The organism is Youhaiella tibetensis (assembly GCF_008000755.1).
GTDB lineage: Bacteria > Pseudomonadota > Alphaproteobacteria > Rhizobiales > Devosiaceae > Paradevosia > Paradevosia tibetensis.
In genome coordinates this window covers 979,966-999,434 of the sequence record NZ_CP041690.1, presented here as the reverse complement: position 1 = coordinate 999,434, position 19,469 = coordinate 979,966, and the positions used below count along the sequence as shown (strand labels likewise).

The 19,469-nt window shown below is 67.4% G+C and carries 19 protein-coding genes; 13 read left to right on the top strand and 6 right to left on the bottom strand.

Annotated features, from left to right (window positions below):
* Positions 1-8: 8 nt before the first annotated feature.
* On the bottom strand, positions 9-950 hold the full coding sequence (locus tag FNA67_RS04850) for an AraC family transcriptional regulator (protein WP_170267212.1): 942 nt from the start codon (positions 948-950) through the stop codon (positions 9-11).
* Between the two features lie 255 nt (positions 951-1,205).
* On the opposite strand from FNA67_RS04850, the gene FNA67_RS04845 reads away from it, so the two are divergent.
* Together FNA67_RS04845 and FNA67_RS04840 are read left to right on the top strand one after the other, a co-directional pair.
* Positions 1,206-2,054: a 3'(2'),5'-bisphosphate nucleotidase CysQ gene (locus FNA67_RS04845; RefSeq protein ID WP_147655252.1), complete on the top strand. Its 849-nt coding sequence runs from the start codon at positions 1,206-1,208 to the stop codon at positions 2,052-2,054.
* On the top strand, positions 2,051-2,287 hold the full coding sequence (locus tag FNA67_RS04840; RefSeq protein ID WP_049704156.1) for a DUF4170 domain-containing protein: 237 nt from the start codon (positions 2,051-2,053) through the stop codon (positions 2,285-2,287). Before FNA67_RS04845 ends, FNA67_RS04840 begins: the two co-directional genes overlap by 4 nt.
* 15 nt (positions 2,288-2,302) lie before the next feature.
* Here the strand turns inward: FNA67_RS04840 and FNA67_RS04835 are convergent, their stop codons facing one another.
* From FNA67_RS04835 to xseA, 4 genes are all read right to left on the bottom strand, one after another.
* On the bottom strand, positions 2,303-3,430 hold the full coding sequence (locus FNA67_RS04835) for a hypothetical protein (protein WP_145976674.1): 1,128 nt from the start codon (positions 3,428-3,430) through the stop codon (positions 2,303-2,305).
* Positions 3,431-3,467: 37 nt separating this feature from the next.
* Positions 3,468-4,607, bottom strand: coding sequence for a hypothetical protein (locus tag FNA67_RS04830; protein WP_147655251.1), 1,140 nt, complete (start codon positions 4,605-4,607; stop codon positions 3,468-3,470).
* Positions 4,608-4,615: 8 nt separating this feature from the next.
* A complete protein-coding gene (locus FNA67_RS04825; protein ID WP_049704153.1) occupies positions 4,616-4,837 on the bottom strand; it encodes a DUF2093 domain-containing protein in 222 nt (73 codons plus the stop codon).
* A gap of 72 nt (positions 4,838-4,909) precedes the next feature.
* Positions 4,910-6,349 carry an exodeoxyribonuclease VII large subunit gene (gene xseA, locus FNA67_RS04820; protein WP_147655250.1) on the bottom strand — a complete coding sequence of 480 codons (1,440 nt, stop codon included), beginning with the start codon at positions 6,347-6,349 and terminating at the stop codon, positions 4,910-4,912.
* 138 nt (positions 6,350-6,487) lie between these two features.
* Between xseA and purD the strand changes: the two genes are divergently transcribed.
* Together purD and FNA67_RS04810 are read left to right on the top strand one after the other, a co-directional pair.
* On the top strand, positions 6,488-7,762 hold the full coding sequence (purD, locus tag FNA67_RS04815; RefSeq protein ID WP_147655249.1) for a phosphoribosylamine--glycine ligase: 1,275 nt from the start codon (positions 6,488-6,490) through the stop codon (positions 7,760-7,762).
* 127 nt (positions 7,763-7,889) lie between these two features.
* On the top strand, positions 7,890-8,789 hold the full coding sequence (locus tag FNA67_RS04810) for a patatin-like phospholipase family protein (RefSeq protein WP_170267211.1): 900 nt from the start codon (positions 7,890-7,892) through the stop codon (positions 8,787-8,789).
* Here the strand turns inward: FNA67_RS04810 and FNA67_RS04805 are convergent.
* Positions 8,722-9,171 (bottom strand): nucleoside deaminase, encoded by a 450-nt coding sequence (locus FNA67_RS04805; RefSeq protein WP_147655247.1) that lies wholly within the window; start codon positions 9,169-9,171, stop codon positions 8,722-8,724. The genes FNA67_RS04810 and FNA67_RS04805 overlap by 68 nt on opposite strands.
* Positions 9,172-9,278: 107 nt before the next feature.
* On the opposite strand from FNA67_RS04805, the gene FNA67_RS04800 reads away from it, so the two are divergent.
* The 9 genes from FNA67_RS04800 (at position 9,279) to FNA67_RS04760 (ending at position 19,468) form a co-directional block, all read left to right on the top strand.
* Positions 9,279-9,527, top strand: a complete 249-nt coding sequence (locus tag FNA67_RS04800) for a BrnT family toxin (protein WP_147655246.1) — start codon at positions 9,279-9,281, stop codon at positions 9,525-9,527.
* Positions 9,524-9,814 carry a BrnA antitoxin family protein gene (locus FNA67_RS04795; RefSeq protein WP_308499094.1) on the top strand — a complete coding sequence of 97 codons (291 nt, stop codon included), beginning with the start codon at positions 9,524-9,526 and terminating at the stop codon, positions 9,812-9,814. Before FNA67_RS04800 ends, FNA67_RS04795 begins: the two co-directional genes overlap by 4 nt.
* Before the next feature lie 65 nt (positions 9,815-9,879).
* On the top strand, positions 9,880-11,682 hold the full coding sequence (gene mutL / locus FNA67_RS04790; protein WP_147655245.1) for a DNA mismatch repair endonuclease MutL: 1,803 nt from the start codon (positions 9,880-9,882) through the stop codon (positions 11,680-11,682).
* A 431-nt stretch (positions 11,683-12,113) separates the two neighbouring features.
* Positions 12,114-15,068, top strand: a complete 2,955-nt coding sequence (ileS, locus tag FNA67_RS04785) for an isoleucine--tRNA ligase (protein WP_147655244.1) — start codon at positions 12,114-12,116, stop codon at positions 15,066-15,068.
* Complete coding sequence (lspA, locus tag FNA67_RS04780) at positions 15,065-15,610, top strand: signal peptidase II (protein ID WP_053167671.1); 546 nt, start codon at positions 15,065-15,067, stop codon at positions 15,608-15,610. Before ileS ends, lspA begins: the two co-directional genes overlap by 4 nt.
* Before the next feature lie 230 nt (positions 15,611-15,840).
* Entirely contained in the window at positions 15,841-16,542 is a 702-nt protein-coding gene (locus FNA67_RS04775) for a hypothetical protein (protein ID WP_147655242.1), read from the top strand.
* Between the two features lie 135 nt (positions 16,543-16,677).
* Positions 16,678-18,309, top strand: coding sequence for a pseudouridine synthase (locus FNA67_RS04770; protein ID WP_053167668.1), 1,632 nt, complete (start codon positions 16,678-16,680; stop codon positions 18,307-18,309).
* Between the two features lie 3 nt (positions 18,310-18,312).
* Positions 18,313-18,870, top strand: a complete 558-nt coding sequence (gene rsmD, locus FNA67_RS04765; RefSeq protein ID WP_147655241.1) for a 16S rRNA (guanine(966)-N(2))-methyltransferase RsmD — start codon at positions 18,313-18,315, stop codon at positions 18,868-18,870.
* Complete coding sequence (locus tag FNA67_RS04760; RefSeq protein ID WP_195812458.1) at positions 18,830-19,468, top strand: alpha/beta fold hydrolase; 639 nt, start codon at positions 18,830-18,832, stop codon at positions 19,466-19,468. The genes rsmD and FNA67_RS04760 overlap by 41 nt, the downstream gene beginning before the upstream one ends.
* Position 19,469: the final 1 nt, after the last annotated feature.

Sequence of the window (19,469 nt, the reverse complement as noted above, 5' to 3'; positions counted from 1 at the left end):
GGAAACGCTCAGCCGTGCAGCGAACGCAACGCGCTGCCGAGCAGGCCGGAATCGGCAATGGATGGGCGGGGCTCGAGCGGCGTGGCCGACATCACCGGGATCCCGCGCATATCGCTCGGGCTCGCACCGAATTCGCGCCTGAAGGCCCGGCTGAAGCTGGAAAGGTCGGCAAAGCCCACCATTTCCCCGATCCTGCTGACCGACAGGGCCTCGTCGGAGCGGCTGAGCATCGAGCGGGCTTCGCGCAGGCGCTGGCGCTGCATGTAGTGAGCCACCCCGCCGAAAGGTTCGAACAGCCGGTAGAGCTTGGAGCGCGAGGTGCCGATCTTGCGGCAGAGTTCTTCGGGGGTGAACTCGGGGGTGGCCAGGTTCTGCTGGATGGCGCGGCGCGCCCGCTCGACCAGCGTCCAGTTGGCCGCCGGGCGCGCGGCGTCGAGCCGATCGGCGGTGGGGGCGAGACAGGCGGCGATGATGTTGCCGGTGGCTTCGGCGATGCGGGCCGTCTCCTCGATGCCGATCAGCGGCAGGCGCCGCTCGAGAGCGGCAAGATAATCGGCCAGCAAATCGGTGAGCACGCCCCCCAGCATCTGGCCATCGGCCGCATCGAGCACGCCCGCCGCCGAGGGGAAGAGGTCGCGCGGAACATAGAGGGAGAGCACGGTCCGGTCGGTTACGGTGGTCTCGAACGGCCGGCCGAGCGAACGGATGCCCATCTGCCGGCCGGTCAGCCGCACCGGGTCGCCCTCGCCCCGCGCCTGCGGCTCGCCGGTCTCGCAAAGCACCAGGCACCAGTGGTCCAGCGGATCCTTGCGCAGATGGCTGAACCGGCGTGGCATCGGCGGCAGTACGGCGCGGGTGAGCACCGTGGCGCCCATGTTCCAGACCGTATGCTGGGTTTGAAAGGAAATCTCCGGGTCGCCGACCGCGGCGACGTCGATCACCGGCGCCATAAACTCTCGGTAAGCGTCGAATTGATCGCTTTTACTAAGATTTTGCGTCGAAAACATAACAGGAGACTGCACGACCATAGTTGTCCCGCCCACAACATCGGTCAGGATTTTGTAGCGCGTAGTTCACCTTACCGTCAATACTTGGCGCTTCGGGCATGTCCGGCGGCAATCGCAGGGCCGCCATGTGCGATGGCGGCCTTGCTCATTACACGCCGCAAGCCTAGAAGGGCGGCAGAAAAGCCTTACGAAGGTCGTATGCCAGAAGCGCAAGCCACCAGCCCCGAGCAGGATCTCGAACTCTTGCGCTCGACCGCTGTCGGGGCGGGCATCATCGCCTCGGGCTACTTTCGGCGAAATCTCAAGACCTGGACCAAGGAAAACGCCTCGCCGGTGAGCGAGGCCGACATCGTGCTGGACAAGTTCCTGCACGCCTCCCTGCTCGCGGCGCGTCCCGGCTATGGCTGGCTGAGCGAAGAGAGCGTGGATGATCTGGCCCGGCTCAATAACCGCCGCGTCTTCGTGGTCGATCCCATCGACGGCACGCGTGGGTTCATTCGCGGCGACGACAGCTGGACGGTGAGCGTGGCGGTGGTCGAGGACGGGGTCGCCATTGCCGGGGTCGTCTATGCGCCGGCGCGCGACGAGCTCTACGACGCCTCGATCGGCGGCGGCGCGCGGCTCAACGGCAAGCCCATCGTGCGCCTCGTGCAGCCGGGGCGCTCGGCGGTCATTCCGGCGCCAGGAGCCGTGCACCAGGAACTGCAGGAAGCCGGGCTGCACTATACGCGCGGGCCCTATTTCCCCTCCCTCGCCTACCGGCTCGTGCAGGTGGCGACAGGCAAGCTCGACGCCGTGGTGGCACGCCGCGGCTCGCAGGACTGGGACATTGCAGGGGCGGCCGTCATCCTGGCCGAAGCCGGCATCGGCTTTGAGGATGTGTGCTCGGGCAAGCCGCTCTTCAACACCGCCGATGTGCGCCACGGCGCGCTTGCCGCGCTCAGCGACGAATCGCTAAAAGCGGTCGTGCATCAAGCCCTGCGCCGGGTCTACGGTTGCCCGGCCGAAACCGAAATCACCGCCGATCTGGAGAGACGGACACCATGAGCGAAGAGAACAAGCAACTCCTGCACCTCGTCATCGGGGGCGAGTTGTCCGATATCGATTCGGTCACCTTCAAGGACCTCAAGGCCGTCGATATCGTCGGGGTCTACCCCAACTACGCGGCGGCCTACGACGTGTGGAAGCAGAAGGCGCAGCAGACCGTGGACAATGCCGAGATGCGCTACTTCATCGTGCATCTGCATCGCCTGCTCGATCCGGAAGCCACCAAGGCGTAAGCGGCTTCCCGGCCGCTATTCCAGCAACCGCTCGACGATCCTTGCGGCCGCCCCGAAGGGGCCGAGCCGCTCGGCGCCGATTTCGCCCAGTCGCGCCCGCTCGTCGCGATCGGCGAGGAGGCGCGCGGTGGCCTGCGCCAGCGCATGGGCATCCTGGGGCACGAGCCGTCGCGCCTCGCCCATCAGCGCCTGTTCGTCGGCCATGCGCTTGCGCCGGTTGTCGGCACGATCGAAGGTAATCACCGGCCGTCCCAGGCCCAGCGCCTGCTGGGTGGCCGTGCCGGCTTGCGAGAGCACGACGTCTGCCGCCTCGATGAGGTTGCCCGTAACCCCGGTCGCCAGGTTGAGCAACAGGTCTTCGCCCACGAGCCGCCCCAGGTCGGCCGCTTCGCCGGAATTGGGCCGTTCCCAGCGCAGGCCGGTCGCCGTTGCCAGCTCGTCCGGGGCAATCCCGCCGGCAACCGCCACGAAAGCATCCGGCCGTTCCGCCTCGGGCAGGAGCCTCAAGGCTTCCACCTGCAGCGCCAGGCTCTCACCAGTCGTCGCCCGGCTGCCGGGCAGGAGCGTCACGGCGAGCGGTCGCCGGCGCCTGGCGGCGGCGTCGTACTGGCCGTAGGTGGTGGTATCGAGCATGACGTTGCCGGCGGCGCGGGCATCGATGCCCGCCCTGGCCAGCGTTTCGGCCAGCATGGCATCGCGGGTGAAGACCGTCCTCGTCGTCCGCCGGATCAGCCAGCGCTCGGGCGCCGAATAGGTATGGGCGAAGCCGGATTTGAAGACGTCGAGATAGATGTCGATCTTCAGCCCCGCAAGCAGGCAGAGGATCGGGCCGACATTGTCGCCGACCACCACGACCTTGTCGTAGCGCCCTCGCGCCGAACGCAGGAAGGAAAGCGCCGGCCCGATGCTCGAGAGCATCCCGCCCCGCACATCGCGCGCTACTGAGCCCTTGGTGTGACGCCACCCCTGGCTGGGGATTTCAAAGCGCGGCCCAACGATGGGCGCGATCCCCTCATAGGCGCCGCCCGCTCCCACCACCGGGTAGGCATCCGCGCTCACGCCCTCGGGCAGGCGCGAGATGATCTCGGCAGCGATGGAATCCTCGCCATTGCCATTGGCGATAAAGAGAAAGCGTGCGCTCATGGGCGCACTTAGGCCGCCCGCGACCGGCTTGGCAAGCTCAGCCGACAATGGCGTCGACCACATCCTGGATAGCGCCGGCGCCCCCGACCCGTTCGGCGCCGAGCGCGCCGATGCGGGCACGCTCGTCGGCATTGACCAGCAGCACGCGCAGCGCCTGGGAAACGCTCTGCACATCCGGCAGGGTCACGATGCGCGCGATGCCATAGAGCCCCTGCTCATCGCGATAGCGCGCCCCGCGGTCGCGGAAGGTGCGGAAACTGATCACCGGCCGGCCCAGCCCGACCGCCTGGACCGTGGCCGTATCGGCCTGCGATAGCACGATGTCGGATGCCTCGATCAGGTTGCCCAGCGCCGAGCCATGGGCCATGTGCACGGTCAGTTGCTCGTCGCGCAGGGTCGAGAGGTCGGCGGACTGGCCGGTCAGCAGACCGGAGCGGTGGAGCCTGGCGGCGCGCGCCAGGTCGTCGATCGAAACCGAGCCGGCGACGGCGAGGAAAATGTCGGGGCGGTCCTCGGGAGGCAGTGCCCGCAGGGCGTTGATCTGGAGCGCAAAGCTCTCGCTGTTGCCCGCCCGGCTGCCCGGCAGGAGCGTCACCGCGGTCGGCCGGGTTCGCCGGCTCATCGCGTCGTAGTCGCCATGGGGCACGCAATCCATGAGCACGTTGCCGACCGAGCGGGCATCGCGGCCATCGGCGCGCAGCGCGGCGGCCAGGTCCTCGTGACGGCAGAAGACGAGCGCGGCGGTGCGCCCGATCAATTGCCGCTCCAGGGCCGTATAGGGCCGTCCGTGGCCGGTCCGGTGCAGGTCGAGGAACACGACGTCGCCAATACCCGCCGCCCAGCACCCGGCCAGCGCGGCGATGTCGCCGACCACGATCACGCGGTCGTAGCTCTTGCGCACGCGGCGCAGGAACTGCACGCCCGGCCAGAAGGCGCGGGCATTGCCCAGGCCGAAATCATGGGGAACCGAAAAGCGGGCGCGGCGCCAGCGTGGCGGCAGCGCGCGCGGGCCTACTATGGCGCAGAGCCCGTGATAGGCCGTGCCCTCGCCGATCGCCGGATAGGCCTCGACGATGAAGCCGGGCGGCAGCCGGCGGATGATCTCGGCGGCAACCGAATCTTCCCCGGCGCTGGTGGAAACGAAAAGCAGGCGGCGCGGGCCGGACCCTTCCGTCACCGCGGCGCTCAGCCGTTCAGGCCGAAACGCTGGTAGGCTTGGTAGGCGGCCGTGGCATCGGCATAGGGCTCCTGCCGGTCCACGCTCCAATAGCTCAGTTCATCGATCGGGATGGCTTTGCCGGTAATGGCGCAGCGCACGAAGCTGCCGGGCTTGAGGACGACGAAATCGCCATCCATGTAGCGGATCTGTGCTTCCGAAGGGGTGAACCCCTTGTCGAAGATATTCATGGCGTCCTCGCCCCCGCGCGTCCGGCCAAATGCTGACTGTAGTCCTCCTCATATAGAGGGGAAATGTGGCAGTCAAAAGAGGTCGGGCTGTTCATCATCACGCTCTTGCGAGGACCGCGGCTTCTTTGGCTTAACGGAAGGTAAAGGCCGGGGCGGGTTGCCGCCTTCGCCCACCACGGCAGGCACCTCGCCATCGGCGAACTCGATGCGCAGCGCATCCCCTTCCGCCAGGAACTGCTTGCCGCGCACCAGCTCTCCTTCGGCATCCTTGACGATGGCATAGCCGCGCGCCAGCACCGACTTGTAGCCGAGGGTGAGCAGCAGCTTGCCCAGATTGTCGACGCGCAGGCGCCGGTCCGAGACCATGCGCCTGAAAGCGGGCTCCGCACGCGCCGCCACCGGATCGAAGCGCAGGCGCGCACGATGCACGGTTGCCTCGAGCGTCGAGAGCGAGAGGCGCGAAGTCACCCGCGCGAGCTGGATTTCCTTGATCTGCTTGGCGTGCCGCAGCGCGGCCAGGAGGTTCGATGAGGCGTGGTCGAGCCGCTGCTGGGCGGTGGCGATGAGGTCGGCCGGTCGCGGCAGGCCGGCAGCGGCGGCGCGCAACCGGTCGCGATAATTCGAGAGAATGCGCCGCGCCGCCATGCGCTGGCGCGCGCCCTGGTCATCGACATAGGCGATGAGCTCGGAGCGCACCGGCACCGCCGCCTCGGCCGCCGCGGTAGGGGTCGGCGCGCGCATGTCGGCGGCATAGTCGATGAGCGTGGTGTCCGTCTCGTGGCCCACCGCCGAGATGATGGGGATGCGGCTCGCAGCGACGGCGCGTACCACCATCTCTTCGTTGAAACCCCAGAGGTCTTCGATCGAACCACCGCCACGGGCCACGATCAGCAGGTCCGGGCGCGCGATAGGTCCGTCCTCTGGCAGGGCGTTGAACCCGGCGATGGCCGCCGCAACCTCTGGCGCGCAGGTATCGCCCTGCACGCGCACCGGCCAGACCACGACGTGGGTGGGGAACCGGTCTTCGAGGCGATGGAGGATATCGCGGATCACCGCGCCCGTGGGGGAGGTCACCACGCCGATGACGCGCGGCAGGTAGGGGAGCGGGCGCTTGCGTTCCTTGGCGAAAAGGCCTTCGGCCGCCAGCTTCTTGCGCCGCTCCTCGACCAGCGCCATCAGCGCCCCGGCGCCGGCGGGCTCGATGTTCTCGATGACGATCTGGTACTTGGACGAACGCGGGAAGGTGGTCAGGCGCCCCGAGGCGATGATCTCCAGCCCCTCTTCGGGCTTGAAGGCCAGGCGGGCGAAACTGCCGCGCCAGACCACCGCGTCGATCGAGGCGTCGGCATCCTTGAGCGTGAAATAGGCATGGCCCGAAGAATGCTGGCCGCGATAGCCCGAGATCTCGCCACGCACCCGTACATAGTCGAAGTTTTCCTCGACGGTGCGGCGGACGGCCTGGGCAATCTCGGAGACGGTGTATTCGGCGGCGTTGGTGAGTTGTTCGGGCATCCCCGAGAGGTGCGCGATGACGCCGAGTCCGTCAAGGGTGGCGAAGGCGGACCGGGCATGTTATCGGGCGGCCCAGATCGAGCCCCAGCCCCTTCGGCACTTCCCGCCGGGAGGCTGGCCAAAATCGGGGAGCCCCATATGCGCGTACTTCTCATCGGTTCCGGCGGGCGCGAGCATGCCCTGGCCTGGGCCTTGGCCAAGTCCCCCAGGCTCACCAAACTTTTCGTCGCGCCCGGCAATGCTGGCACCGCGAAACTTGCCGAGAACGTCGCACTCGATCCCAACGACCACGCCGCCGTCCTTGCGTTTGTAACGTCTCAGAAGATCGACTTCGTCGTCATCGGCCCCGACGCCCAGGTTGTGGCGGGGCTAGGCGACGACGTCCGCGCCATCGGCATCCCCTGCTTCGGCCCCTCCAGGGAGGCGGCCCAGCTCGAAGGCTCGAAGAGCTTCACCAAGGCGCTCTGCGACGAGATGGACATCCCCACCGCCGCCTATGCGAAATTCGACGCCGAAGCCCCGGCCCTCGCCTATGTCCGCGATCAGGGCGCCCCCATCGTCATCAAGGCCGATGGCCTGGCGCTGGGAAAGGGCGTCACCGTCGCCATGACGCTCGAGGAAGCAGAGGCCGCCATCCGCGACTGCTTTGCCGGCGCCTTCGGTGCATCCGGCGCCGAAGTAGTGATCGAGGAATTCCTCGAAGGCGAGGAAGTCTCGGTCTTCGTCCTCTGCGATGGCGTCAACTCCCTTCCGCTTGCCACGGCTCAGGATCACAAGCGCGCCTTCGATGGTGACAAGGGCCCCAATACCGGCGGCATGGGCGCCTATTCGCCCGCCCCGGTCATGACGCCCGAGCTCATGGAGCGCACGCTCACCGAAATCATCGCTCCGACCATTTCCGGCATGGCCGCGCGCGGCACCCCTTACCAGGGCGTGCTCTTTGCCGGGCTCATGCTCACCAGGGCCGGCCCCAAGCTCATCGAATACAATGCCCGTTTCGGCGATCCCGAGACGCAGGTGCTGATGATGCGCCTCAAGTCCGATCTTCTCGACCTGCTCCTCGCCACCGCCACCGGCCAGCTCGCCGGGCATACCGCCGAGTGGGATCCGCGCACCGCCCTCACCGTCGTTCTGGCGAGCCGGGGCTACCCCGGAAGTTACCAGAAGGGCACCGAAATACGGGGGGCGGAGAGCCTCGACTCCGCCGACATTCGGGTGTTCCATGCAGGAACTCGCCGGGATGGCGAGCGTTTACTCTCCAATGGGGGACGTGTGCTCAATGTCACGGCGCTAGGTTCCTCCGTCGAGGAGGCGCAGGACCGTGCTTACCGAGCGGTTGATGCAATTGATTGGCCGGACGGCTTTGCGAGGCGCGACATCGGATGGCGCGCAATCGCCCGGACTCGCGCCTGAACCAATCGTCAACCTTGAAGGCCTACCCTTTCCGGGCGCCCAGGATCGGCCGCCCCTCCCGCTCGTGGAGCGGGGGCGCAAGCTGGCCGCAGCCCTACGGCGCACGGGCAAGGAGCCCAGTGCGAAAGTGTCTGGCTCGGCAGGACCTCGTATCGGCGTGGCTCTCGGCGGCGGTTCCGCCCGCGGGCTGACGCATATTCCCTACATCGAAGCGCTCGACGAGATGGGCCTGCGCCCCTCTGTCATCGCCGGCACCTCCATCGGCGCCCTCATCGGCGCCGGCTGGGCGGCGGGCATGACCGGGCGCGAATTGCGCGAGCATTCCTATGGCGTGCTGGGCAATACCCGCACCATCATGGGGCGGCTGTGGTCCACGCACGTGCCGCGCATCCGGGGCATCCTCCACAACGGCATCCCGCTCCAGCTCGATGCCGACAAGGTGGTCGACAGTTTCGTGCCGCCCTATTTCCCGAGCGAATTCTCCGAACTCGCCACCCCGCTCTTCACCGTCGCCACCGACTTCCAGTCCTGGCACCAGGTGGTCTTCAACTCCGGCCCCCTGCGCCCGGCCATCGCCGCCTCGATCGCCATCCCGACGCTCTTCCGGCCGGTGCGCTATGCCAACCACGTGCTGGTCGACGGAAGCGTGGTCAACCCGCTGCCGCTCGACCAGGCTGCGGCCGACACGGACATTCTCATCGGCATCGACGTCAATGGCGATCCGGCCGAGCAGCAGCCTCTCAACTACAGGCCGCTCGATGTGTGGTTCGGCTCGGCGCAGATCATGATGCATGCGCTCATCGCCAACGTCATGGCGGCCTATCCGCCCGATATCTACGTGCGCCCGCACCTGTCGCTGTTCGGCGCCCACGAATTCTGGCGCGTGCGCGAGATCATCGCCCATGTCGATGCCGACAAGGACCGCTTCAAGCGCCAGGTCGATGCCCGCATCGAGGCCTTCACCTTAGCCCAGCAAAGAAGTCTTTCAGCAGGCTCCGGGACCGCCGTTCGCCTACACCGGCGATAACCTCGGGCGCATGGTGGCAGGTGGGCTGGGCGAAGAGGTGGACCCCATTGTCCACCGCCCCGGCCTTGGGATCGTCCGCCCCGTAATAGAGCCGCCGCAGCCGAACATGCGCGATGGCGCCCGCGCACATCGCGCAGGGCTCGAGCGTCACATAGAGATCGCACCCATCGAGCCGCCCGGTTCCGCGAACCTCCAGCGCCTTCCTGATCGCCAGCATCTCCGCATGCGCCGTCGGATCCCCGAGCGCCTGCATCCGGTTCCGCTCGGCGGCGAGGATCTTGCCGTTCTCCACCACCACCGCCCCGATCGGAGCCTCACCATTGGCAGCAGCCTCCTCGGCAAGTGCCAGCGCAAGATCCATCGGGGATTGGGGAGCGTTCATGGGGCGGTTGGTAGCAGGTTTGGGGGTGAGGGTGAAGGCGGAGACGTTCGGGCCCCAACTCACCCCACCCCTTGCCAATCCACCTTTCTGTATTTACATAAACCCTTGTGCGAACCATCACCTGGGATGAACCGAAGCGCCTCGCCAACCTTGCCAAACACGGCATGGACTTCAACGATTTGACGGAAGACTTCTTCCTCGGCGCTCTCGTCATCCCCGCCCGGAACGGCCGTTTCCAGGCCTTCGGCTCTCTCGGGGACAGCACGATCTCGGTGATTTTCGCTGTGCTCGGCACGGAAGGGCTGTCGATCATTTCGATGCGCTCCGCCAGTGCGGCAGAAAGGAAGCTATTGTGACCAACAAGATGAAGCCCGGCCAGGGCTATGCGCAGGAAGATTGGGATGCCGTCTCGGACAATCCCGAGATTTCCAAAAGCCAGCTTTCCAAGGCGCGCCCCTTCGCCGAGGCCCTCCCGGAACTCGCCGAAAAGATGCGGAATGCCGGCGGGCGCCCGCGCAGCGACAACCCCAAGCAGCTTGTGTCCATCCGCCTCGACGCCGACGTTCTCGATCGCCTCAAGTCAGAAGGACCCGGCTGGCAGACGCGCGCCAATGCCATCCTCAAGAAGGCTGTCGGCCTCTAGCCGCCATTTCCGGGTCAACACCCTCCCCCGCATCCCCTATGCTGGCGGCAAAGGAGAATCACCTCTTGTCTATCCGCCAGCTTCCCGAAGACCTCATCAATCGCATTGCCGCCGGCGAAGTCGTCGAGCGGCCGGCGAGCGTGGTCAAGGAACTGGTCGAGAACGCCATCGACGCCGGCGCGTCCAAGATCGTCATCACCACCGCCGGTGGCGGCAAGACGCAGATCCGCATCGAGGATGACGGATGCGGAATGGACGAAGCCGACCTGATCCTCTCGGTCGAGCGCCACGCAACCTCCAAGCTCCAGGCTGACGATCTCGACGACATCCGCACCCTGGGCTTCCGCGGCGAGGCGCTGGCCTCGATCGGTTCGGTATCCGACCTTGCCGTCTCCTCGCGCCCGGACGGCGCCGAGAGCGGGCTGCGGCTCGAAGTGCGGCGCGGCGTCAAACGCGGCCCGGTACCGCAGGCGATGAACAAGGGCACGATCCTCGACGTCCGCAACCTCTTCGCCGCCGTCCCTGCCCGGCTGAAATTCCTCAAGACCGACCGCGCCGAGGCGGCGGCCATCACCGATACGGTCAAGCGCCTCGCCATGGCCAATCCGCACGTGCATTTCGTGCTCGACGGCTCGGATCGCTCCACTCTCAACTGGCCCGGCATCACCGGGGAAGGCGCGCTCGCCGCCCGGCTCAGCCAGGTCATGGGCGATGACTTCTCCGAAAACGCCGCCCCGCTCGGCTTCGCCCGGCACGGCATCGTGGTGGCGGGGCTCGCGGGCCTGCCCACCTATTCGCGCGCCAACAGCCTCTCGCAGTTCTATTTCGTCAACGGCCGCTCGGTGCGCGACAAGGTGCTGCTCGGCGCCGTGCGCGCCGCCTATGCCGATTTCGTCTTCCGCGATCGCTTCCCGGTCATCGCGCTCTTCGTCGCCGTCGATCCGGCCGAGGTGGATGTCAACGTGCATCCGGCCAAGGCTGAGCTGCGCTTCAAGGACCAGGGCGCCGTGCGCGGCGCGGTGATCCGCGCCATTCAAGAGGCCCTCGCCGCCGCCGGTTTCCGTGCGTCCAACACCGTGGCGGAATCGGTCATGGACGCCTTCCGCGCCCCCGAGCCTGCTATGGCCGAGCCGATGCAGGATGCCTATCGGCCCGAGATCGCGCCGGCCTATCGCCCGACCTACAGCGCCCCCGCCCGCCCGCTGAGCTTTTCCGATTTCGCCCCCCCGAGCGCCCGCGTCGACCTGCCACCGCCCGAAGCTCCCGCGCCCGCCGAACCCGAGGAATACCCCTTGGGCTCCGCCCGCGCGCAGATGTTCGAGAATTTCATTGTCGCCCAGAACGGGGATTCCCTCGTCCTCGTCGACCAGCACGCCGCCCATGAGCGGCTGGTCTATGAGCGTTTCAAGGCCCAGATGGCCGCCGGCCCCATTGCCAGCCAGGCGCATCTCATCCCGGTGGTCATCGAGCTGCCGCAGGAAGATTGCGACCGGCTGGAGGAAGCCGCCCCGACGCTCGAAAAGCTCGGCCTCTACCTCGAGCGCTTCGGCCCCCGCGCCGTCGCCGTCCGCGAAACCCCGGCGCTGCTGGGGCAGACCGACGTGCACGGCCTCGTCCGCGATCTCGCCGATGGCCTTGCCGAGTGGGACAGCGCCGAAGCGGTTTCGGACCGGCTCGACGCGATCATCGCCCGCATGGCCTGCCACGGCTCGGTCCGCTCCGGCCGTCGCCTGCGGGTGGAAGAGATGAACGCCTTGCTGCGCGAAATGGAAGCCACCCCGCATTCCGGCCAGTGCATCCACGGCCGGCCGACCTATGTGGAACTGAAGCTCAAGGACATCGAGCGCCTGTTTGGCCGCACGCGTTAGGGATGCCAATCTGGCCCGATCACTTCCCCGGCTGCAGAGCCGAGGCCGACGGGTGTCTCCACTCGGATGGACGGATGCGACAGGCGCCGGATCAAGTCCGGGGAAGATCGGAGTGTTGGCCAACACGATCGGCCTCCCTCCCCCTTGTGGGGAGGGACTGAGGGTGGGGGTGAGCCGCAAACTCCGAGCTTGCATCTCTCCTCCCTCCCCACAAAGGGGAAGGAGACCTGCCTGCACGATCCCCTTGAGGATCACCCCAATCCCGCTCGCCACCCCTGCCGCGCCCCAGCGAAAACCCTCGCCCCGTCGGGGAGAGGGTGCCCGGCAGGGCGGTGAGGGGGAGCCCCACACGCCCGCGACGCAAAAGAACCTTTCCCCCGCCGCCTTGCCTTGCTACAAGCGCCCCCTAATCCAATTTCAGTTGATAGCCGATGACCGATACCGCTCAGGGCGTCGAGACCGAACACGATTACTCGGCCACGCTCTTCCTCCCCCAGACCGATTTCCCGATGCGCGCTGGCTTGCCGGATCGGGAGCCGATTTGGCTCAAGCGCTGGGCGGATATGGATCTTTACCGGCTGCAGCGCGAGCAGGCCAAGGATCGGCCCAAGTTCACGCTCCATGATGGTCCCCCGTATGCCAACGGCAACATCCATATCGGGCATGCGCTCAACAAGACGCTGAAAGACCTCGTTTCCCGCTCGCACCAGATGCTGGGCTACAACTCGGCCTACGTGCCGGGCTGGGACTGCCATGGCCTGCCCATCGAGTGGAAGGTCGAGGAGCAGTACCGCGCCAAGGGCAAGGACAAGGACGACGTCAACGTCATCGAGTTCCGCGCCGAGTGCCGCACCTTCGCCCAGCACTGGATCGACGTTCAGCGCGAGGAGTTCAAGCGCCTGGGCGTGCTCGGCGACTGGGACAATCCCTACCTCACCATGAGCTTTGACGCCGAGGCGCAGATCGCCCGTGAACTGATGAAGGTGGCCGCTTCCGGCCAGCTCTATCGCGGCTCCAAGCCCGTCATGTGGTCGGTGGTCGAGCGCACCGCGCTCGCCGAAGCCGAGATCGAATATGCCGACTACGAGAGCGACACCATCTGGGTGAAGTTCCCGGTCCATTCGGGCGGCGGCGAGATCACGTCCAAGGCCTTCCACGACCTCAATGCGTCGGTGATCATCTGGACCACCACGCCCTGGACCATCCCCGCCAACCGCGCCATCTCCTATTCGCCCAAGATCTCTTATGGCCTCTACGAGGTCACCAAGGCGCCCGAGGGCAACTGGGCTTCGGTGGGCGAGAAGTACATCATCGCCGACAAGCTGGCCGGCGAAGTCTTCGCCAAGGCCAAGGTCGAGGAATTCGCCCGCATCGGCGATGTCGACCCGGCGCACATCACCTCCTGCTCGCACCCGCTGCGCGGCCTTGCCGGCGGCTATGAGTTCGAAGTGCCGCTCCTCCCCGGCGAGCACGTGACGGACGATGCCGGTACCGGTTTCGTGCACACGGCTCCGGGCCACGGCATCGACGACTTCGAAGTCTGGATGGCGAATTCGCGGAAAATCCACGAGCGCGGCATCGACACGGCGATCCCCTATGTGGTCGACGATGCGGGTTTCTACACCAAGGACGCCCCCGGCTTCGAAGGCGCGCGCGTCATCGACGACAACGGCAAGAAGGGCGACGCCAACCAGCGCGTCATCACCGCTCTCGCCGAGCGCAACGCCATGGTCGCCCGTGGCCGCGTCAAGCACCAGTATCCGCATTCCTGGCGCTCCAAGAAACCGGTGATCTATCGCAACACCCCGCAATGGTTCGTCTATATGGACCGCGACATCGAGGGTAAGGCGGGCGACACGCTGCGCCACCGTGCCCTCAAGGCGATCGACGCCACCAAGTTCTATCCGCAGGCCGGCCAGAACCGGTTGCGCTCGATGATCGAGGACCGCCCGGACTGGGTGCTCTCGCGCCAGCGCGCCTGGGGCGTGCCGATCGCCGTGTTCGTCAACCGGGAAACCGGCGAGATCCTCAAGGACGAGGCGGTCAACCACCGCATCGGCCAGGCCTTCGAGGAAGAGGGCGCCGACGCCTGGTTCAAGCCGGGCGCCGCCGAGCGGTTCCTGGGTGACGGCTACAAGGCCGACGAGTGGGAAAAGATCGACGACATCCTCGATGTCTGGTTCGAGAGCGGCACCACCCATTCCTGGGTGCTGCGCAACCGCCAGAAATGGCCGGACCTGACCTTCCCCGCCTCGATGTATCTCGAAGGCTCGGACCAGCACCGCGGCTGGTTCCATTCTTCGCTCCTCGAAAGCTGCGCCACCAACGGTTTCGCGCCCTATGCGTCCGTGCTCACCCATGGCTTCACCATGGATGGGGAAGGCCGCAAGATGAGCAAGTCGCTGGGCAACACCGTCGCCCCGCAGGAGATCATCAAGCAGTACGGCGCCGACATCCTGCGCCTCTGGGTGGCGTCTGCCGACTATTCGGAAGACCTGCGCCTGGGCAAGGAAATCATCCAGACGACCGTGGACGCCTACCGCAAGCTGCGCAATTCGCTGCGCTGGCTGCTCGGCAACCTCGCCCATTACAAGGCCGAGGAAACCGTGCCGGTCTTCGAGATGCCCGAGCTCGAGCGGCTGGTGCTCCATCGCCTCTCCGAGCTCGATGTGCTGGTGCGCGAGGCCTATCAGGCGTTCGACTACAAGCGCGTGGTCTTCGCGCTCTCGAACTTCATGAATATCGAGCTGTCGGCCTTCTACTTCGACATCCGCAAGGATGCGCTCTATTGCGACCCGATCTCCTCGGTCCGCCGCCGCGCCTCCCTGACGGTGCTCAACCACCTTTACGAGTGCCTCACCGCCTGGCTCGCCCCGATCCTGCCCTTCACCATGGAAGAGGTCTGGCTCGAGCGCTTCCCCGGCGATGACTCCTCGGTGCACCTGCGCCAGTTCCCCAAGGTGCCGGCTGACTGGCGCAACGATGCGCTCGAGGCCAAGTGGGACAGGATCAAGGCCGTGCGCCGCGTCGTGACCGGCGCGCTCGAGATCGAGCGCCGCAACAAGGTCATCGGCTCCTCGCTCGAAGCGGCGCCCAAGGTCTACATCGCCGATGAAGGGCTTTTCGCCCTCATCAAGGGCGAAGACTTCGCAGAGATCGCCATCACCTCGTCCATCGAGGTCGATGGTGGGGACGGCCCCGCGGACGCCTTCCGCCTCGACGAGGTGGCAGGTGTCGCGGTGGTTCCCGCGCTCGCCCAGGGCAAGCGCTGCGCCCGGTCCTGGAAGATCCTGCCCGAAGTCGGCACGGATGCGGATTACCCCGATCTCACCCCGCGCGACGCCCAGGCGATGCGCGAGCGTGCAGCGGCGGGGCTCTCCGTTTGAGCCAGCGCGCCTCGATCATCGTCAGCCTGCTGGTCGGGGTCCTCGCCTTCGCGATCGACCGCGGCCAGAAGTTCTACCAGGTGGCGAGCGCGTGCATCTCGCCCGAGCATCCCTGCCCTGCCGGGATGTTCGAACCCTGGAGCCAGGGCGGCTGGACGGGCGGGGAAATGGTGCGCGTCACCGATTTCTTCGACTACGTCCTCGTCTGGAACACCGGCATTTCCTATGGCCTGCTCGATAGCCTGCCGGTGGCGGCGCTCGGGGTGATCATGGCCATTGCCATCGTGGCGCTGGCCATCTGGTGGGTGCGCACCGACGCCCCGCTGGTGCGCGCGGGCCTGGCCATGTGCATCGGCGGTGCCCTCTCGAACGCACTCGACCGCCTGCTCTATGGCGCGGTCGCCGATTTCTTCCACTTCCACCTGGGCGAGCGGTCCTTCTACATCTTCAATCTCGCCGACGCGGCGATCACGCTGGGCGTCTGTCTATTGGTCCTGGACGTCCTCGGCGTCGGCCGGCGCAAGACGGTGGCGGCCTCTTAAGGCCGGTTGCCCACAGGGCACGCCACTCAACCGACCCCGGCCTTCGCTGGGGATGAGAAATCGTGATGGGGCCATATGGCCTCTTTCGCCCCTTCATCCCCCTCTTGCGCGCCACGGTGTCTCCCCTTAACAACCCGTGAACACGTTGCTGCCAGAATCTGGTCTTAGGCGGGGCAATGGGCTATAAGGCGGTCGCCTTGGTCCTGAGGGGCTTCTTGAAGGAAAGTTGCATGCGTAACGTCAATACCGGGCGACGGCCCGTTTTCATGGCCGTGACCCGGGCCGGTATGGTTTCCGCAGTTCTGCTCCTCGGCGCGGCGCTTTCCGCCTGCACCACGGTCGAAGGCACCAATGCCATGACCGACGTGGGCACCTTCGAACGCGAGGTGATGACCTCCACGCTCCAGGGCCTTTCCATGGTTCCCAAGAGCACCAAGTCCGAAACCATCGAGGCGCGCGGCCCGCTCGTGCTGCCCAAGGCCGGTTCGGGCGCCCCGCTGCCGCAGACCGAGAGCAAGGTCGCCATGCTGCCGGTCGATTCCAGCAAGGTGCAGATCGACACCTCCAACATTTCCGAGGCGGACATGCAGCGCCTGCGCAATGCGCGCGTGGTCGACCTGCGCTCGCTTTCGGGCCGCCCGCTTACCGATGCGGAAGCCAAGCAGCTCACGGCCCGCATGAACGCGGCCAACATGGCCACCAGCGGCAACACCAAGAAGCCGCTCTACATTCCTCCCGATGAGTATTTCACCACCGTCGGCGGCCGGGACCTGATCTGCGCCACGGCCAGTGGCGAGCTGGTGCAGCTCAACGATCCGCGCTGCCCGCCCGCCATCCGCAAGGCGCTCCAGCAGCGCGGCCCGGCGGTCTCCAACGGCATCCTGGGCACCAGCCCGACCTCCAAGCTCTCGGACGATCTGGGCATCAACTGAGCCCCGTTCCGATCGCTGACGACCTATTGTTGGCTACCCCCTCTTGCAGCCGAGGCTGCGGAGGGGGTAACGACTCCTGCATCCACCACAACCGCGCCGCCTTCGGGCCCCGCATGAAGAAAAGAGCTTGCCGGCATGTCTGAGAGCCGCTCCGCGCCCACCACGGGCGATCGTCTGGCCAAAGTGATGGCCCGTTCTGGCCTGTGTTCGCGTCGCGACGCCGAGTTGTGGATCGCCGCCGGGCGCGTCTCGGTCAATGGCAAGGTGGTCAAGACCCCGGCCTTCAACGTCACCGAGCGTGACAAGATCGCGGTGGACGGCAAGCCGCTGGCCGCCCGCCAGGGCACGCGCGTCTGGCTCTACCACAAGCCCCCGGGCCTGGTGGTCACCGAGAAGGACCCGGAAGGCCGCCCGACGATCTTCGAGGCCCTGAACGAATTGGGCCTGCCGCGCGTCCTCACGGTGGGGCGCCTCGACATCAATACCGAAGGCCTGCTGCTCCTCACCAACGATGGTGGCCTCAAGCGCGTGCTCGAGCTGCCCGCCACCGGCTGGCTGCGGCGCTATCGCGTGCGCGCCCACGGCTCGATCACCCAGGCCGCGCTCGACAAGCTCGAGGACGGCATCGAGGTCGACGGGGTCAAGTACGGGCCGATCGAGGCCACGCTCGAGCGCGAGCAGGGCCACAATGTCTGGCTGGTGCTGGCGCTGCGCGAGGGCAAGAACCGCGAAGTCAAGAACGTGCTCGGCGCGCTCGGGTTGGAGGTCAACCGCCTCATCCGCGTCAGCTATGGCCCGTTCCAGCTCGGGGACCTCGCCGTCGGTGCCGTCGAGACGGTCAAGGATCGCGTGCTCCAGGATCAGCTCGGCGAGCGGCTGGCCAGCGAGGCCAATGCCGACTTCATTTCCGAACTGCCCGAGCCGCGCCGCGCGCCTGATCGCCCCGGCCGCGATTTCGGCAAGCCCGCGCGCGGCGGCCGCGCCGCTCCCGCCGGCCGTCCCGGTCGGTTCCGGGACGAGGAGGGTCCGACCCGCAAGATCCACTTCGATGACGGCCGCGCGCCGGCCGAGTACAAGGCCAAGCCGCAGGGCCGCAAGAAACCCGAGTTCCGCTCCGAGGACGACAAGCCGGCGCGCAGCTACGGCAAGCGCGAGGAACGTCCGGCGCGCGAAGAGCGTGACTTCGACAAGAAGCCGCGCGGCAAGGCCGCCGGCGACAAGCCCTTCCGCAGCCGCGGCGAGAAGCCGCTGAGCGACCGCCCGCGCCGCAGCCATTCGGACCGTCCCGACGCCCGCGAGGCTGGGGAATGGACGCGCAAGCCGCGCGCCCCGCGTTCCGCCGCCGGTTTCGATGACCGCTCGGCAGCGCCGAAGCGCTCCTATGCCAGCAAGCCGCACGGTGCCGAGGGCGGCAAGCCGCGTTCGCGCAGCGCCGATGCTTCGCCCCGCCCTGCTCGCCGCGATGGCGCGGGCCCCGCGCGCGGTCCTCGTCCGGAGGGTGCGGGCCGTCCGGCGGGTCGTGGTCCGCGTCCCGAAGGCGGAGCTCCCCGTTCCTCCACGCGCTCTCCGCGCGGCGAAGGCGCTCCGGCACGCGGTCCGCGCAGCGATGCGCCGCCGCGCGGCAAGGGTGGCCCGCGCGGTGCGCGTCCGGAAGGTGCGCCCAAGGGCCGTGGCGGCCCGCGCAAGGATGGTGGCCCTTCTTCGGGTCCGCGGACGCCCCGCCCCGGCGGCGGCGCGCCACGCGGCCCGCGCAAGCCGCGCGGGTAAGCCATGCGCATCGTTGCCGGCAAGTTCCGCGGCAAGCAATTGCTGTCGCCACCCGATGACTCGATCCGCCCGACTTCGGACCGGGCGCGGGAATCGATCTTCAACATCCTCGCCAGCCGCCTGGGGCCGCACCTGGACGGCGTGCGTGTGATCGACCTCTTCGCCGGCACCGGCGCGCTCGGGCTCGAGGCGCTTTCGCGCGGGGCAGCCCATGTGATCTTCGTGGATACCGGCGCCGATGCGCGCGGGCTCATCCGCGATCATATCGAGGCGTTCGGAGCGGGCGGGGTCACCAAGCTCCTGCGCCGCGACGCGACCGATCTCGGCCCGGCCGGAACCATGGGCGGCATCGGCCTCGCCTTCCTCGATCCGCCCTATGGCAAGGGCCTGGGCGAGAAGGCGCTGGTCGAGCTGCGCGAGGGCAAGTGGCTGGCGCCCGGAGCAACAGTGGTGCTCGAAGAGGCCAGCGAGGCGACTGTCGCGATCCCCGAGGGCTTCGCCCTGCAAGACCGGCGCGAATATGGCGCGGGCGCCATGCACATCCTCACCTTCGCCGGCTAAGGTGGCCCCGACCCTCTTTCTCCCCGGCGCGGGCGGCAGTGCGGCCTTCTGGGGCCGGGTCGCTAACCATATGCATCTCGATGGGCGGTTCCTGGCCTGGCCGGGGCTGGGCGACGAGCCGTCGCGGCCCGATGTCCAGGGCATCGACGATCTCGTTGCCATGGTGCTCGACGCCCTCGATGCGCCCTCGAACATCGTCGCCCAATCCATGGGCGGGCTCGTCGCCGTCAAGGTTGCCCTGGCCGCGCCGGAGAAGGTCCGCCGGCTCGTGCTAGCCGCGACATCGGGCGGCGTACCGGTGGCGGATCTGGGCGGCAGCGACTGGCGCGCCGATTACTACGCAGCCTACCCTCACGCCGCGCGCTGGATCGGGGAGGCGCGCGAGGACCTTTCGGCACGCCTGGGGGACATTGCCTGCCCGACCCTGCTGCTCTGGGGCGACCGCGACCCGATCAGCCCCGTAGCGGTGGGCGAGCGGCTCCTGGCGCTGCTGCCGGACGCGCGGCTGCACGTCATCGCGGGCGGCGACCACGACCTGGCCATCACCCATGCGCAAACGGTGGCCGGGCTCATCACCCGGCATTTTGAGGAAAACTAGC

Excerpts from the sequence above, each read along its gene's own strand:
- FNA67_RS04840 (WP_049704156.1), top strand. The coding sequence starts at position 2,051 with ATGAGCGAAGAGAACAAGCAACTCCTGCACCTCGTCATCGGGGGCGAG.
- ileS (WP_147655244.1), top strand. The coding sequence starts at position 12,114 with ATGACCGATACCGCTCAGGGCGTCGAGACCGAACACGATTACTCGGCC.
- FNA67_RS04835 (WP_145976674.1), bottom strand. The coding sequence starts at position 3,430 with ATGAGCGCACGCTTTCTCTTTATCGCCAATGGCAATGGCGAGGATTCC.
- FNA67_RS04775 (WP_147655242.1), top strand. The coding sequence starts at position 15,841 with ATGCGTAACGTCAATACCGGGCGACGGCCCGTTTTCATGGCCGTGACC.
- FNA67_RS04850 (WP_170267212.1), bottom strand. The coding sequence starts at position 950 with ATGGCGCCGGTGATCGACGTCGCCGCGGTCGGCGACCCGGAGATTTCC.
- FNA67_RS04825 (WP_049704153.1), bottom strand. The coding sequence starts at position 4,837 with ATGAATATCTTCGACAAGGGGTTCACCCCTTCGGAAGCACAGATCCGC.
- xseA (WP_147655250.1), bottom strand. The coding sequence starts at position 6,349 with ATGCCCGAACAACTCACCAACGCCGCCGAATACACCGTCTCCGAGATT.
- FNA67_RS04760 (WP_195812458.1), top strand. The coding sequence starts at position 18,830 with ATGGCGCGGGCGCCATGCACATCCTCACCTTCGCCGGCTAAGGTGGCC.
- purD (WP_147655249.1), top strand. The coding sequence starts at position 6,488 with ATGCGCGTACTTCTCATCGGTTCCGGCGGGCGCGAGCATGCCCTGGCC.
- FNA67_RS04770 (WP_053167668.1), top strand. The coding sequence starts at position 16,678 with ATGTCTGAGAGCCGCTCCGCGCCCACCACGGGCGATCGTCTGGCCAAA.
- rsmD (WP_147655241.1), top strand. The coding sequence starts at position 18,313 with ATGCGCATCGTTGCCGGCAAGTTCCGCGGCAAGCAATTGCTGTCGCCA.
- FNA67_RS04845 (WP_147655252.1), top strand. The coding sequence starts at position 1,206 with ATGCCAGAAGCGCAAGCCACCAGCCCCGAGCAGGATCTCGAACTCTTG.
- FNA67_RS04805 (WP_147655247.1), bottom strand. The coding sequence starts at position 9,171 with ATGAACGCTCCCCAATCCCCGATGGATCTTGCGCTGGCACTTGCCGAG.